This is a genomic window from Haliea atlantica, assembly GCF_054779855.1.
Window position 1 is genome coordinate 936,290 of the sequence record NZ_BAAGXL010000003.1, and the last position, 14,797, is coordinate 951,086.

Below are 14,797 nucleotides of genomic sequence, written 5' to 3' on the forward strand. Positions count from 1 at the left end.
TACAGGCTACTCTGACTACGGCCCCACCCATGAGCAGACGCCAGCCCGTCGACCACTCCATCTCCGCCCGCCGCACCATCTGCATGGAGCGAGATGCCGTGGACGCGCTGGAGGCGCGCATCGGCGAGGATTTCCAGCGCGCCTGCGATCTCCTGCTGGATATCCGCGGACGGGTCATCGTCACCGGCATGGGCAAATCGGGGCATATCGCCCGCAAGATCGCGGCCACCCTGGCCAGCACCGGCACGCCGGCCTACTTCGTGCACCCGGGCGAAGCCAGCCACGGCGACATGGGCATGATTACCGCAGAGGACGCGGTGATTGCCCTCTCCAATAGCGGCCGCTCCCCCGAGCTGATCACCCTTCTGCCATTGCTCAAGCGCCTCGGCATACCGTTGATCAGCATGACCGGAGCGCCTGACTCGCCCCTGGCCCAGGTCGCGGACGCGCACCTGGATACCGGTGTGGAGACCGAAGCCTGCCCCCTCAACCTCGCACCTACCTCCAGCACGACCACCGCCCTGGTCATGGGCGATGCCCTGGCGATCGCCCTGCTCGAGGCGCGCGGCTTCACAGCCGAGGACTTCGCCTTCTCCCACCCCGGGGGAGCACTGGGCAAGAAACTGCTGCTGAAGGTGGAAGACGTCATGGTGACCGGCAGCGCCATCCCCCGGGTGCTTGCGGGGACGCCCCTGGGCCAGGCACTGCTGGAGATCAGCGGCAAGGGGCTCGGCATGACCACCATCGTCGATGGCTCGGGCCAGCTGGTCGGCATTTTTACCGACGGCGACCTGCGCCGCTCCCTGGACGAGGGGGTCAATGTACACACCACCCTCATCGACGAGCTGATGACACGCTCCCCGAAGCAGGTCACCGGCGGCATGCTGGCGGCGGAGGCACTGCGCATCATGGAGGAAAACCGGATCTCGACCCTGGTGGTGATGGATGAGCAACAGAACCTGACCGGGGTCCTCCACGTCATGCACCTGCTGCACGCGGGGATCGCCTGAATGCAGAAGCCTGAACTGCAGCGCCGCGCGCGCGGCATCCGCCTGCTGGCGCTGGATGTGGATGGCGTCATGACCGACGGCAGCGTGACCTACAGCAGCGACGGCCACGAACTGAAGACTTTCAATATCAAGGATGGCCTGGGGATCAAGCTGGTGCAGCAGGCCGGCATCCGCACCGCCATCATCACCGGCCGGCAGTCCAGCTGCGTGGAAAGACGCGCGCGGGAACTGGGGATCGCCGACCTGGTGCAGGGGCGCGAGGACAAGCTCACGGCCCTGGAGGCCCTGTGCCAGCAGCAGGGCCTCAGTCTGGACGAGTGCGCGTACATGGGGGACGACCTGCCCGACCTGCGCGCAATCCGCGCCGCCGGCCTCGGGCTCACCGTCGCCGATGCGGTTGCCCTGGTGCGCAGGTCAGCGGACTGGTGCAGCGACTTTCCGGGTGGCCGCGGCGCGGTGCGGCAGGCCTGTGAATGGCTGCTGGAACTGCGCCAGCAGCGCGCGGCAGTGGAAGCGGACTGGCTCTGATGGGGGGACTGCGACAGAACGTTCTGCTCGCCCTGCTCCTGCTGGCCTGGTTCTGGGCGCCCAACCTCGACACCCCCCTGGATCAGCGGGGGGCAGCGCGACAGCAGCCAAGCGTGACCACTTACCTGACAGACTCGCGCAGTCAGGCCTACAACGAAGCGGGCCAGCTGGTGGAAATTCTCGCCGCCGAGCGGATCGCCTACCGGGACGCAGACAATATTTCCGAACTTAGCCAGCCGCGCTACTATGCCCACGATGGCGATGACCGCAGCTGGTCCCTGGTCGCCCAGCGCGGCACGCTGCGCCATGCCACCGAAATCCTGTCGCTGCGCCAGGACATTCTGCTGACCAACGACCAGAGTGGTGGCACCTTGGCGACCCGCGCGCTGACCCTCAACCTGCGAAGCAAGACGGCGACCTCCATGGTCCCGGTGACCTTCACCCAGGCAAACAACCAGGTCACTGCCGACGGCATGCGCGCCGACCTGACCACCCAGGTCATTCATCTGGAACCCAACGTGGAGAGCCTGTATGTCCCCCCTGGCCAATAGGACTCGCCACGGCAAGCCCGGCAACCCGCGCGTCCCACCGCTGGTTCTGGCTCTGTTAGTACTGCTTGTCGCGCCCCTAGCGGGGGCGCTGCCGAGCGACCGCGAGCAGGCCATCCGCATCAGCGCCGACAGCGCCCTACGCGACGAAAAAGAAGGCTTCACCGTCTACACCGGCAATGTGAAGTTGCAGCAGGGCAGCCTGCGCATCAACGCCGACAAAGTGACCGTGCACCATCGCGTGGACGCCGCCGAGCGCATTGTCGCCGAGGGCAATCCCGCCCATCTGCAGGAGCAGCCGGAGCCGGACAAGGGGCTGTTGCATGCCCGGGCCAGGGTCATCGAGTACTTCAACAGCGAGGAGCGCGTCCAGTTGCGCCGGCAGGCCAGCATCGAACAGGACGGCTCGCTGGTTACCGGCGACAGTATCGATTACTTCATCGCCGAGCAGCGGGTGCGGGCCAACAGCGACGCCTCGGCCGAAGACGGCCGACGGGTCGAAGTCGTCATCCCTGCCCGCGTGGTCAACCAGGGCAGCGGGGATGGTGCCCCGGCACCGGCCGCCGCAAGCGAAACGGACAGTGAGCAGGAGTCGCGCGATGGCGCTGCTGACCGCAAGTAACCTGGCCAAGGCCTACCGGGGCCGGCGGGTTGTCGAGGATGTCTCGCTGGAAGTGCACAGCGGCCAGGTGGTCGGACTGCTGGGCCCCAACGGGGCCGGCAAGACCACCTGCTTCTACATGATTGTCGGCATCGTAGCCGCAGATGGCGGCCACATTCACATCCACGGCGAGGATATCACCGGGCTGCCGATGCACGAACGGGCCCGCCGCGGCATTGGCTACCTGCCCCAGGAAGCCTCGATATTCCGCAAAATGACGGTAGAGGACAACCTCCTGGCGATTCTCGAGACGCGGCCGGACCTGCGCCGGCACGAACGTCAGACCCACGCCGACCGCCTGCTGGAAGAATTCCATCTCAGCCACCTCCGCGGCAACCTGGGACAATCGCTGTCCGGCGGTGAGCGGCGCCGGGTGGAAATCGCCCGCGCCCTGGCCACCGAGCCGGACTTCATCCTCCTCGACGAGCCTTTCGCTGGCGTGGACCCAATCTCCGTGAGCGACATCAAGGACATTATCAACCACCTCAAACGCCGCGGCATCGGCGTGTTGATTACCGACCACAACGTGCGGGAAACCCTCGATATCTGCGAAAAGGCCTATATCGTCGGCGAGGGGCACATCATCGCCGAGGGCAGTTCCGCCGAAGTCCTGGCCAACGCGCGCGTCCGCCAGGTCTACCTCGGCGACCACTTCCGCCTGTAGCCGCGCGGGCACCTGCGCCAAGCGCCTTCCCGTCAAGCCCTGTTTTCGGCAGGCGCTAGCAAAAATCGCGCCAGGGTGTTGCAGCCCTTCGACACGGGGCGCTACACTGGCAGCTCCAGACAGCTGTCCAAGACGGTATCAGGACCCCTTCCGCTCGCGATGAAACAGTCCCTGCAACTCAAGCTAGGCCAACAGCTGACCATGACACCTCAGCTGCAGCAGGCCATTCGCCTGCTGCAGCTGAGCACCCTGGACCTGCAGCAGGAAATCCAGCAGGCCCTGGACAGCAACCCCTTGCTGGAGGTGGCCGAAGACGACTCCGGCGGGGATACCGAAGTCGACAACACGCAGCGACTGGAACGCGAAGCCCCCCAGCATACCGACGGCCCTCTGGAGAGCCTGGAAGGCACGGCGAGTGGTGGCAGCGGTGAAAATCGCGACGACTGGCAGACCAGCGGCGCCATGCCCGAGGAGCTGCCGGTGGATACCCAGTGGGAAGACCTGATTCCCACCGGCGCCCCTGCCGGCGCCGGCGGCGACGACAGCGACTTTGACCTCGATACCCGCAACAGCCAGTCGGAATCCCTGCAGGACCACCTGCGCTGGCAGCTTAACCTGACTCGCTTGTCCGACACTGACCGGGTCATCGCCCTGGCCCTGATCGACGCCACCGACAGCAACGGCCGCCTGCAGACCAGCGTGGAGGACATCCACGAGGCCTTTCGCGACGATCTCGAGATCGACCTCGAGGAGGTTGTGGCGGTTCTGCACTGCCTGCAGCAATTCGAGCCGGCTGGCGTGTGCACCCGCGACCTGCGGGAATGCCTGCTGGTCCAGCTGCAGCAGCTGCCCGCCAGTACCCCCTACCTCGAACAGGCCAGGCAGGTGATCAGCCGCTACCTCAACCAGCTCGGTAGCGGCGACTACAACCAGATCCTCCGCCGCATGCGGCTCAAGGAAGACCAGCTGCGGGCGGTCCTCGACCTGATCCGCACGCTGGACCCCAGCCCGGGCCAGCAGATCGGCGAGGACAGCACCGAATACATCATCCCCGATGTCTTTGTCAGCAAACGCAGTGGCCGCTGGGTCGTGGAGCTCAACCCCGACGTCGCCCCGCGCCTGCGCATCAATGACAGCTATGCCAGCCTGATCCGGCGCGCGGACAACAGTGCCGACAACAACTACCTGCGCGACAATCTGCAGGAGGCCCGCTGGTTCCTCAAGAGCCTGCAGAGCCGGAACGAAACCCTGATGAAGGTGGCCACACAGATTGTCGAGCGCCAGCGCGGCTTCCTCGAACACGGTGAAGAGGCAATGCAACCCCTGGTGCTGGCGGATATCGCCGAGGCCGTGGAGATGCACGAGTCGACCATCTCCCGGGTCACCAACCGCAAGTACATGCACACGCCGCGGGGCGTTTTTGAACTCAAGTATTTTTTCTCCAGTCACGTCGGCACGGCCAGCGGCGGCGAGGCCTCGTCAACCGCCATCCGTGCCTTTATCCGCAAGCTGGTTGCCGCGGAAAACCCGCGCAAGCCGCTGTCGGACAGCAAGTTGGCAAAGATGCTGGAGGAGCAGGGTATCCAGGTCGCCCGGCGCACCGTCGCCAAGTACCGGGAGATGCTGCAGATCCCCCCCTCCAATGAGCGCAAGCGATTGGTCTAGAATGCAAACTGTGCGGGTCTGTAAACCCGCCGATATTGGGCACCGCGCCCATTCAACGAGAAGGAGTCAGGTATGCAACTGAATATCAGCGGTCATCACGTCGAAGTGACCGATGCCCTGCGGGACTACGTGCAAAGTAAGTTCGAGCGCCTGCAACGGCATTTTGACCAGATCACCAATACCGAGGTCACACTGATCGTGGAAAAACTGGTTCAGAAAGCCGAAGCGACCATCCACGTCGCCGGTGCCGACATCTTTGCCGCCGCTGAATCCGAAGACATGTACGCCGCCATCGACGCCCTGGTCGACAAACTGGACCGCCAGCTGATTAAGCACAAGGAAAAGGCCCGCGGCCACTAGAAGACTCTCTCATGCAAATACTCGCCCAACTACTGACCCCGGAGCGCACCCTGTGTCGCGCCTCCGGGAGCAGCAAGAAGAAACTCTTCGAGACGCTGGCGGAGCTGATCGCCCGCGACCGCAGTGAGCTGTCCCAGTCGGAAGTCTTCACCCAGCTGGTCGCCCGCGAGCGCCTCGGCAGCACGGGCCTCGGTGGTGGTATCGCCATTCCCCACTGTCGCATCCCCGGCTGCCAGGAACCTCTCGCGGCTTTGGTCAGCCTGGAGGAGCCGATCGACTTCGACGCTCCGGACGACATGGCGGTGGACCTGCTCTGCGTGTTGCTGGTCCCGGATCAGGCGCACCAGGAGCACCTGGACATTCTCGCCCGGATCGCAAGGCTGTTCAGCCAGGGCGCCTTCTGCGAGGCCCTGCGCGATGCCGACAGCAACGACAAGCTGTTCCGCGCCGCGACGGAATGGGCTGACGAGGGCTGACGCCGCGTGCAACTGGTCATCATCTCCGGACGCTCCGGGTCGGGCAAGAGTACCGCGCTGCACCAGCTCGAGGACGAGGGCTACTACTGCATCGACAACCTGCCGGCGGCCCTGTTGCCAGCTCTGGTCGCGGAAACCCAGCGGGGCGAATTCGAGCACTTCCGCGGCGTTGCCGTCTGCATTGATGCCCGCAACGCCTGGCGCAACCTGCAGGATTTCAGCGGCATTCTGGATGCCCTGCCCGCCGATGTGCGCAGCGAGATCCTCTACCTGGACGCCCAGGACCCGGTTCTCATCAAGCGCTTCTCGGAGACCCGGCGCAAGCACCCCCTGAGCGGTGACCAGCTGCCCCTGGCCGAGGCAATCGATAGCGAGCGGCAGCTTCTGGAACCCATCGCCAGTGCGGCTGCCCTGGTGCTGGACACCAGCCAGATGACCATTTACGAACTGCGCGATGCCATCCGCCAGCGGGTCGTCGGCGACGGCACCGGCAGCATGTCGATCCTCTTCCAGTCCTTCGGTTTCAAGCGCGGGCTGCCCAACGATGCGGACCTGGTTTTCGACGTGCGCATGCTGCCCAACCCGCACTGGGTGAAGGAGCTGCGCCTACTGACCGGCCTGGACGCCGACGTGGCCAGCTTTCTGGAGGCACAGTCGATGACCGGCGAGCTGTTCGACAGTATCCGCCGGTTTCTCGACCAGTGGCTGCCTCACTACCGCGAGAGCAACCGTAGCTACATGACTGTCGCCGTGGGTTGTACCGGTGGCCAACATCGGTCAGTATACTTGGCCGATCGTCTCTACCAGTACTATCGCCAGCAATACTCCCACGTCCACCTCCGCCACAGGGAACTGCAATAGCAGCGCACGCCGTGATTGAGACCCGGATCACCATCATCAACAAGCTGGGCCTGCACGCGCGGGCGGCGGCCAAATTCGTCGGCTGCGCCTCCGGCTTCCGTTCGTCGGTAAAAGCGGGTCGCGATGGCCAGCTGGTGGACGGCAAGAGCATCATGGCCGTCATGATGCTTGCCGCCGGCAAGGGAACGGAGCTCGACCTGCACGTCGACGGTGAGGACGAACAGGAAGCGCTGGAAGCCCTGTGCGCCCTGATCAACAACCGTTTTGACGAGCCGGAGTAAGGCATGGGCAAGCGCAACCGGGCCCGGGTGGCGGAAGCGGATGAGCCGCGGCCGAGCAAGAGCGCCCGCAAACGTCACATGACAGCCCTGCAGGAGCTCGGCGAAGCCCTCACGCTGCTCAGCGACCGGCAGTTGGCGGCGGTGCCGCTGGATGACGAGCGCCTGTCCCTGGCCGTCCGCGAAGCCCGCAGGATCCGCCAGCACGGCGCCAAGCGGCGCCACCTGCAGTACATCGGCAAGCTGATGCGTGACATTGATGCCACGCCCATCGCGGAGGCCGTGGACAAGCTGGACAGCCCGCCCCCGGGCCTGCACAAGCTGATGCTCTATTGGCGCGAGGAATCCGCCGGAGACGCTGTCTCTTCCGGGGACGCCTGGGAAGACTGAGCGCGCTGCTCCAGGTCAAAAATCCGGTCCAGGCGCAATTGCGGGTCATCCCAGCTTCCCCCCAGCCGGTAGACGGCACTGCTCAGCTGCGAGACCTGCTTCTCAAAGACCTTGCTGACCACGTAGACCCCCGCTGCGGCCGGCAAGCCCCCGGCCAAGGCAGCGACCCAGGGCAGGTTGCTGGCAACGGGCAGGGTCGCCACCAGCTCTCCCGACAGGCTGCGCTCCGCAATCTGTGACTCGCCGCGGAATACCAGAGCAGAGCCGGCGCCAGCCAGCTCCAACTCCGGCACCCGCAATCGTCCCTCGCCCAACAGCAGGTCCCCCTGCAGGCGATCAAAGGAGATGCCGGACTCGAACACCTGGTTCAGGCTCAAGCGCTGTATCAAATCAGCGAGATTGAGAATGCTGACCACCCGCAGGGTACCCGAGGCCGAGGCCGGCGCGTTCAGAAAGCGGCCATCGCGCAGGTCGATCCGCAAGGCACCCTCGCTCCTCGCCAGGGCAAAGCCTCCCGGGGACCCGGGCCAGCGCAGGTCCAGCCCCAGGGCCCCGCCACCCGTCTCGAGAATCCGTTGATAGTCCAGGGCGGCCAGGGTTTCCCCCAGGTTGCCCACCCGCAAGCCCGCTTGCAGACGGGTGCCGTCACGGTCCCAGTGCAGACTGGCGGGCTGGCCCGGAGCCAGTGTCAGGCCGGGCACACTGCCCCGGAGCTGCCGCACATGGACGCCGTCGTCGGCAAAGCCGAGGGCGAATGCCAGCTGGCCAAAGGCGCGCCCCCGGCGATAAAGCTGCAGAATTTCGACCTCAATATCGGGCAGCGACTGCCACTGCCCGGGGTCCGACTCGTCCCCCGGCGGCCCACCTCCCGCAAGCACCGCTAGCTCCAGGCTGTCCAGCGCGAGCTGCGCCGCGCCCGGCCCCTCGGGCAGGCGCAGGCGGCCCTGGACGCCCGCGGCCTCCAGATCGAGCCGCCAGGCGTCGGGCTGCCGGCGCAGGTCAAGCACGACATCCCGCCAGTCGCGTCCCAGTGCGAGCAGGGTATCTAGCTGCAGGCCCTCCACGCTGGGCTGGAGCCCGGAAGCCTGCCCGCTTGGGCCAGACGTTTGCCCTGCGGGGGCGGCGTTGCCCGACACGGTGGGTGGCGCACTCGCCCGGTCGGCCATGCCCCCGGCGAGAAGCCCCTGCCAGGCCGCGAGGCGAAATTCCGGCAACTGCCCCGATACACGCAACAGGCCGGGCAGCAGCGGCAAGGGCCGGTCGCGAAACGCCAGGGAGGCGGCTTCGGCACGGCCACCACGCAGGGACAGTCGCGCGTCGAGCAGGCGCCCCAGCTGCAGGTCCAGGGGCACTGACTCGCCGCCAAGCTCGGCCGACAGGGCCAGTGGCAGGGCACGCTCGCGGGGCTTGTCGAAAGGAAAGGGAAGATCCAGCTGCACGCCACGCAGCGCCGATGTCAGCTCCAGCTTCGGTCGCGCCCCTGACTGAAAGCTCAGGCTGCCCCGGACCTCTGCTCCCCCCTCTGCGGGTAAGTCGCCGGGGAAGCCCAGCCAGTCTGCGAGAGATGCCATGTCCACCCGGCTGGCCATCTCCAGCTGTACCGGCCCGGGAACGAAAGCGTTCGGACTGCCGCGGTCCTGCTTCACGGCAAGCGTCAGGGCTTCCCCCCAGAGTCTCGCGCGCAGGTTGTCACCGGCAAAGCCACTGCCGCTCTCGTAGTGCAGGGTCCCGGACAGTCGGCCGAGATCAAGCCCTCCCGGGCGTACCTGCAGCGCGACGTCGTCCAGGCTGACTGCCACCCCCACTTCCGCGGGCCGGGGGCCGGGGGCTAGGGGCAGGTTCAGTCGCAGGTCGGCTGCCAGCTCACCGCTACCGCGCCAGGCATCCAGCGCGCCCCCCAGGGGCTCCGCCAGGGGCGACTCCCGGAGCAGGCGCAGTCCGTCACTGGCGGGACCGGCGAGGGTGGCACTGACCAGCAGTCGGAGTTCATCGTCCGCACTGCGCCAGGTTTCCGCCGACAGCCGGGTGACCTGGCTGTTGAACAATTGCGCCTGTTCCGACCAGAGGCTCACACGGCTATCATCGATCACCAGGGTACCCGACAGGGCCGAGAGCATCGGCCAGTGCGGGTCAAAACGCAGCCGGGCATCGGCGACGTCGAAAAACAGCTGCACTGTGCGCGCATCCCGCGCGCCCGGGCGCAGGCTGCCGCGCCAGACGAAACCGCCCTTGCGCACCTCCCCGGCCCGCAGGCTGTCGGACAGCCAGGTCAGCAGGCTGTCGGGCAGAATGTAGGGGAGGTACTTGTCGCGATAGCGCGGATCAATGCTTTCGACGCCCACCAGCAACTGCATGTCGACATCGCCCAGTCCGCGACGCAGGGGCACATCCAGCCCGAACAGGGCCCGCGCCGTGCCCTCCTCGCCGGTGGCGCTGAGCAAACCGCTGGAAAGCCGCAGCCAGTCGCTGTCCCAGTGCAGGTCAATGGCACCCGCCAGCTGACGCCATTGCAGGGGCTCTCGGTAGACCGTAGGAAAGTTCAGCGCGACATCCTGGCTATCCAGCACGACGCGGCCATGTCCGGCCCGAAGGTGGAGCTCTCCCGCGGCGCCCTCGACCCCCGGCGCCCCACGCCAGGAGTCCAGCGCAAGGCCCTCGAAACGGCCACTCACTGACCAGCTTTCGCCAGCCAGCGAAAGGTCGTCTAGTCGCAGGCGGAACACCGGCAGTAGGCCGGCGGGCTGAAGTGTCTCCAGCGCTTCACCTAGCCCCTCGGGCAGGGGGCTGTCTGGGCCGGCCAGCAGCCGCAGGGACTCCAGCCGCAGGCCGTGGGCGTTGAGCTGCGCGCTGTCCCCGTGGAGCGCCACCGACAGCGCCGGCAAATACTGATCGAGGGCTCCCTGGCGCAGGTGAAGGTCGCCGACCTGCAACTGCCAGCCGCGGTCCAGGCGCCTGACGCGCGCCTGACCGGCCAGCCGATCAAAGGGAAGACGCCAGGCGCGCGACCCGCGCCCCGACACGCGCAGGTCGGCGGCGTCGAAGCGCACATCCAGCCGCGGGTCGCCGCTCTTCAGGCCCAGCCAGACTTCAAGCTCGGCGCTGCCATCCAGATCAAGCGGCAGGTCTCTGTCGCCGGGCCACCAGCTGGCCAGCCCCCGCAAGTCACGCACCTGCAGCTGCGCATAGACGTCACCACTGTACTCGGCGGTATCAAAGGGATTACCCAGTCCATCGGCAAGCAGGGTCACCGCGGTACCACGCACAGTCTGCAGTTCCGCGCGCAGCTGGCGGCGGCTGCCATCCCGCAGCAGGCTGAGGTCCAGGCTGAGAACCTGTACCGAACCATCTGGCAGGCGCAGGTGGAGTCGATTGTCACGCAGTACAACCCGCTCCAGGTCGAGCAGCAGCTCCTCCACCCAGGCCCCCGAGCCGTTGGGACTGCGCCCCAGCCCCAGCAAGCGAAAATCCCCCTCCCCGGTCAGCTCTCCCCTCAGGTCGAGGCCGGCGAGCTGGGCGCGATTCACCCGCAGCGAACCGCTGCGCAGGCTGGCCCAGACATCGATGGTGGCGCGCCCGGCCTCCAGCGTGACGGCACTCGCCGCACCGGGGCTCTCGCGCAAACTCAGCCCGTGGAACACCAGCTGCGGACGGAAGCCGCGCCAACGCGCCTCAACTGCGCGGGCCTCCAGGTGCACCGGCAGCTGCTCGCTCAGAGCCGCCAGCAGAGGCGCCTGGTAACTGCTGACCATGCCTGTCAGCAGGCGACCCGCGCTGACATAGGTGGCGAACAGGAGCAACAGGCTGACCAGCACGATCCATAGCCCGTCGGCCAGCTTCAACATCCCGCCTCTGTCTTCAACGGTCCCGCTCATGGCCCGCATCGCCCATTAAAGCAACACAATGTCGAACTGTTCCTGACTGTAGCCCGGCTCCACCCGCAGGCTGATGGATTTACCGGTGAACTCCTCGAGATCGGCCAGACTGCCGGACTCCTCATCCAGCAGCCGGTCGATCACCGACTGCCCCGCCAGCACCGCCAGGCACTCGTTCTCCCAGGCCCGCGCATCGCGGATAATCTCACGGAAAATCTCGAAACAGACGGTCTCCGCCGTCTTCAGCTGCCCGCGCCCCTGACACACCGGGCAGGGTTCGCAGAGGATCTGCTGCAGTGACTCACGGGTGCGCTTGCGGGTCATGGCCACCAGTCCCAGTTCCGTGACGCCAGTCAGGGCGGTGCGGGCCGGATCGCGGGCGAGCGCCTTCTCCAGCGCGCGCAGCACCTGGCGGCGGTGCTCGGAATCGCGCATGTCGATGAAGTCGATAATGATGATGCCGCCCAGGTTGCGAAGCCGCAGCTGTCTGGCCAGCGCCACGGCCGCTTCCAGGTTGGTCTTGAAGATGGTCTCTTCCTGGTTGCGGCGCCCGACATAGGAGCCGGTATTGACGTCGATCGTGGTCATCGCCTCGGTCTGGTCAATGACGATATGACCACCGGATTTCAGCTCTACACTGCGCTCCAGGGCACGCTGGATCTCCGCCTCGACACCGTGCAGCTCGAACAGCGGGCGCTCGCCCCGATAACACTCGAGCAGGGGACTGACCTCGGGCACATACTCCGCACAGAAGGCCTGCAAGGCATCGTAGCTTTCCTGGCTATCGATCCGGATGCGCTCCACGCCGGGCCGGGCCAGATCGCGCACAGTCCGCAGATGCAGAGGCAATTCCTCGTAAATGACCGGCGGGCCGTCGCGCTCGACACTGCGCCGGGTAACCGCGGCCCACAGCCGCTGCAGGAAACGCAGATCGGCGCGGATCTCCGCGGCACCCACCCCCTCGGCGGCGGTACGGAGGATGTAGCCGCCGGTGGCATCGCCGCCCTCTTCGGCCAGGGCTTCGGCGAGCAGCGCCTGCAAGCGCCGGCGTTCAGCGTCGTCGTCGATACGCTGTGACACACCCACATGCCGGCTTCGGGGCATGTACACCAGGTAGCGGGAAGACACGGAGAGGTCGGTGCTCAACCTGGCCCCCTTGGTGCCGATGGGCTCCCGCGTGACCTGTACCACCAGTTGCTGCCCCTCCTGCAGGCGGTACTGTATCGGCTGGTCGCGCCCCGACTCGCCTCCGCTCGCCGGCAGCAGGTCGGCGGCGTGCAGGAAGCCGGTACGGCCGGCGCCGATTTCGACGAAGGCGGCCTGCATGCCCGGGAGTACGCGAACCACTTTGCCGCGGTAGATATTGCCGGTCATGCCCCGGCTGGTGCTGCGCTCGACGTAAACATCCTGGGTGGCGCCGTTGTCGACCACTGCCACCCGCGTCTCCCGCGGGGTCACATTGACCAGGATCTCCTCACTCATCGCACTGCCCCAGTGCCGTCTGCACCCGGTGGCGGCACAGCAACTGCCAGGTTTCCGCCAGAGGCAGCCCCACCACATTGCTGTAGCTGCCGTTGATACTCGCCACCAGTGCGCCACCGAGCCCCTGGATGGCGTAGGCACCCGCCTTGTCCCAGGCCTCCCCGCTGTCCAGGTAGCGCTCGCAGGTGGTACGGTCCAGCCCCAGGAAGGTCACCGCTGTCTCCACCGCAATCACCTCTTCCGCGCCCTGCGTGCTCAGACAAACAGCGGTCATCACCTGGTGGGTGCGGCCGCTCAAGCGGGCCAGCATCCCCAGTGCATGGAAGTGGTCACGGGGCTTGCCGAGGATATCATCGTCCAGCACCACGCTGGTGTCGGCCGCCAGCACCGCGGACTCGGCATGCCCGCCCTCACGCACGGCGCGAGCCTTGTCCCGGGCCACGCGGCGCACATAGTCCACGGGGCTTTCACCGGGATGCGGGCTCTCGTCAATATCGGCTGGCACGACCACAAAGCGTACCCCCAGCTGCTCGAGGAGCGCCTGGCGGCGAGGAGAGGCGGAAGCGAGAACCAGGGAGTCTTGCATCAATCACACCATGTGGTAGTAGCGCCGCAGCGCTCTCAGCACGTGCAGGACCACCGGCCAGACCAGCGCACTGGTTAGCGCCGGCAGCAGGAACAGCAGACTGCCTGCCGCGGCGCCCTGCAAACTCTGCACCCACTGATAGATCAACTGGTGCATGCCAATGATCAGAAACACCATAGCCGACTGTTGCCAGAGGCTGAAGACCCGCAGGCGTTTGTAAAGCAGGGCCACCAGCAGGGCCACGGCAAGCAGTGCAAGACCGTGCTGCCCCAGGGGCGCCCCCTCCAGCACATCCTGGAACACGCCGGTTACCGCAGCACTCAGCAGGCCGACCCTGTGTGGCAAGGCCATGCACCAGTAAAGCATCACCAGCGCCACCCACTCGGGCCGGGCCCATTGCAGCCACAGCGGGTTGGGAACAATGGCGAGCACAGCGGCCACCAACAGGGTGAACGCAATGATGCCGTAACCGGCGCGGCTGCGCATGCTCAGCCGGAATCCTGACCGGCGGACCCACCCGCCGGGTCAGCTGAACGCTCTGCCGGCGTTTCCCGGGTCGACTCGGCCTCGGCACCGACAAACACCAGGAGAACATGGCGGCTGCGATCCAGCGCCGCCGAGGGGCGCGCCAGAATCCGCGCGAAAGGCTGCCCCGGGTCGCGATCGACCTGGGTGACGACACCGACGGGGTAACCCACCGGGAAGCGGCCACCCAGCCCCGAACTGACCAGCAGGTCGCCGGGCTCGATGTCGGTGGTCACCGGGATGTGGTGGACTTCCAAGGCATCCAGGGACCCATTGCCCTCGGCAATCGCCCGCACGCCGTTGCGATTGATCTGCACCGGTGTCGAGTGTGTCGGATCGGTAATCAGGAGTACCCGGGCAGTATACTCGGCAACCTCCACCACCTGACCCACCAGGCCCTCGGCGTCGATCAGCGGCTGGCCGATATAGACGCCGTCCTGGGCGCCCTTGTTGATCACCAGCAGGTGGCGCATCGGATCCGGCGAGACACCAATCAGTTCAGCCACCTGGACATCGTTACGCACCAGGGCAGTGGAACCGAGCAAGGCCCGCAGGCGGAGGTTTTCCGCCTGCAACGAGGCCATCTGCTGGGCACGCCCCTGCAGCAGCAGGTTCTCCCGGCGCAGGCGCTCGGCATCGCGAATCAGCGCCGAGCGGCTGCGCAGGTGCTGCCCTGCCCAGTCATCGACCTCGCGGGGGATATCGGCCACCCAGAACACCGGCGTGGCGAGGGTATTCAACAGCGCCCGGGTGCGCCCCAGGCTGTTGAAATGCAGGTCGGCAACCAGCAGACCCGCGAGGGCCAGGACTGCAACCAGCAGGCGCAGGCCCAGATGCGATTCCTTGACGAACAGCGGCTTGATGTCAGCACTCCGCGGTCATGGCAGGCCA

At 66.5% G+C, this 14,797-nt stretch carries 16 protein-coding genes; 11 read left to right on the forward strand and 5 right to left on the reverse strand.

Translation table 11 applies throughout. The features are described 5' to 3' along the window. Positions 1 to 29 precede the first annotated feature (29 nt). From ACYVGS_RS04395 to yjgA, 11 genes are all read left to right on the forward strand, one after another. Positions 30 to 1,010, forward strand: coding sequence for a KpsF/GutQ family sugar-phosphate isomerase (locus ACYVGS_RS04395; protein ID WP_460587420.1), 981 nt, complete (start codon positions 30 to 32; stop codon positions 1,008 to 1,010). Then, complete coding sequence (locus ACYVGS_RS04400) at positions 1,011 to 1,538, forward strand: KdsC family phosphatase (RefSeq protein ID WP_460587422.1); 528 nt, start codon at positions 1,011 to 1,013, stop codon at positions 1,536 to 1,538. After that, positions 1,538 to 2,089 (forward strand): LPS export ABC transporter periplasmic protein LptC, encoded by a 552-nt coding sequence (gene lptC, locus ACYVGS_RS04405; RefSeq protein ID WP_460587423.1) that lies wholly within the window; start codon positions 1,538 to 1,540, stop codon positions 2,087 to 2,089. The genes ACYVGS_RS04400 and lptC overlap by 1 nt, the downstream gene beginning before the upstream one ends. Next, positions 2,070 to 2,708 carry a lipopolysaccharide transport periplasmic protein LptA gene (lptA, locus tag ACYVGS_RS04410; protein WP_460587424.1) on the forward strand — a complete coding sequence of 213 codons (639 nt, stop codon included), beginning with the start codon at positions 2,070 to 2,072 and terminating at the stop codon, positions 2,706 to 2,708. The genes lptC and lptA overlap by 20 nt, the downstream gene beginning before the upstream one ends. Beyond that, positions 2,686 to 3,411 carry an LPS export ABC transporter ATP-binding protein gene (gene lptB / locus ACYVGS_RS04415; RefSeq protein ID WP_460587425.1) on the forward strand — a complete coding sequence of 242 codons (726 nt, stop codon included), beginning with the start codon at positions 2,686 to 2,688 and terminating at the stop codon, positions 3,409 to 3,411. The genes lptA and lptB overlap by 23 nt, the downstream gene beginning before the upstream one ends. Before the next feature lie 159 nt (positions 3,412 to 3,570). Continuing rightward, entirely contained in the window at positions 3,571 to 5,076 is a 1,506-nt protein-coding gene (locus ACYVGS_RS04420; protein WP_460587426.1) for an RNA polymerase factor sigma-54, read from the forward strand. 72 nt (positions 5,077 to 5,148) lie between these two features. Next, on the forward strand, positions 5,149 to 5,436 hold the full coding sequence (gene hpf / locus ACYVGS_RS04425) for an HPF/RaiA family ribosome-associated protein (protein ID WP_460587427.1): 288 nt from the start codon (positions 5,149 to 5,151) through the stop codon (positions 5,434 to 5,436). An 11-nt stretch (positions 5,437 to 5,447) separates the two neighbouring features. Next, positions 5,448 to 5,912 carry a PTS sugar transporter subunit IIA gene (gene ptsN / locus ACYVGS_RS04430; RefSeq protein ID WP_460587428.1) on the forward strand — a complete coding sequence of 155 codons (465 nt, stop codon included), beginning with the start codon at positions 5,448 to 5,450 and terminating at the stop codon, positions 5,910 to 5,912. A 6-nt stretch (positions 5,913 to 5,918) separates the two neighbouring features. After that, entirely contained in the window at positions 5,919 to 6,773 is an 855-nt protein-coding gene (gene rapZ, locus ACYVGS_RS04435; RefSeq protein WP_460587429.1) for a RapZ family nucleotide-binding protein, read from the forward strand. An 11-nt stretch (positions 6,774 to 6,784) separates the two neighbouring features. Then, positions 6,785 to 7,054 (forward strand): HPr family phosphocarrier protein, encoded by a 270-nt coding sequence (locus tag ACYVGS_RS04440; RefSeq protein ID WP_460587430.1) that lies wholly within the window; start codon positions 6,785 to 6,787, stop codon positions 7,052 to 7,054. 3 nt (positions 7,055 to 7,057) lie between these two features. Then, positions 7,058 to 7,441, forward strand: coding sequence for a DarP family protein (yjgA, locus tag ACYVGS_RS04445; RefSeq protein WP_460587431.1), 384 nt, complete (start codon positions 7,058 to 7,060; stop codon positions 7,439 to 7,441). Here the strand turns inward: yjgA and ACYVGS_RS04450 are convergent. Genes ACYVGS_RS04450 through mreC form a run of 5 tightly spaced genes read right to left on the reverse strand, consistent with a single transcriptional unit; the run spans position 7,381 to position 14,769 of the window. Further along, a complete protein-coding gene (locus tag ACYVGS_RS04450; RefSeq protein WP_460587432.1) occupies positions 7,381 to 11,313 on the reverse strand; it encodes a YhdP family protein in 3,933 nt (1,310 codons plus the stop codon). The genes yjgA and ACYVGS_RS04450 overlap by 61 nt on opposite strands. A gap of 15 nt (positions 11,314 to 11,328) precedes the next feature. After that, positions 11,329 to 12,795 carry an Rne/Rng family ribonuclease gene (gene rng, locus ACYVGS_RS04455; RefSeq protein WP_460587433.1) on the reverse strand — a complete coding sequence of 489 codons (1,467 nt, stop codon included), beginning with the start codon at positions 12,793 to 12,795 and terminating at the stop codon, positions 11,329 to 11,331. Then, positions 12,788 to 13,381 carry a Maf family protein gene (locus ACYVGS_RS04460; protein ID WP_460587434.1) on the reverse strand — a complete coding sequence of 198 codons (594 nt, stop codon included), beginning with the start codon at positions 13,379 to 13,381 and terminating at the stop codon, positions 12,788 to 12,790. The genes rng and ACYVGS_RS04460 overlap by 8 nt, the downstream gene beginning before the upstream one ends. Positions 13,382 to 13,384: 3 nt before the next feature. Then, positions 13,385 to 13,867: a rod shape-determining protein MreD gene (gene mreD, locus ACYVGS_RS04465; protein WP_460587435.1), complete on the reverse strand. Its 483-nt coding sequence runs from the start codon at positions 13,865 to 13,867 to the stop codon at positions 13,385 to 13,387. A 2-nt stretch (positions 13,868 to 13,869) separates the two neighbouring features. Further along, positions 13,870 to 14,769 carry a rod shape-determining protein MreC gene (gene mreC, locus ACYVGS_RS04470; RefSeq protein WP_460587593.1) on the reverse strand — a complete coding sequence of 300 codons (900 nt, stop codon included), beginning with the start codon at positions 14,767 to 14,769 and terminating at the stop codon, positions 13,870 to 13,872. Positions 14,770 to 14,797: the final 28 nt, after the last annotated feature.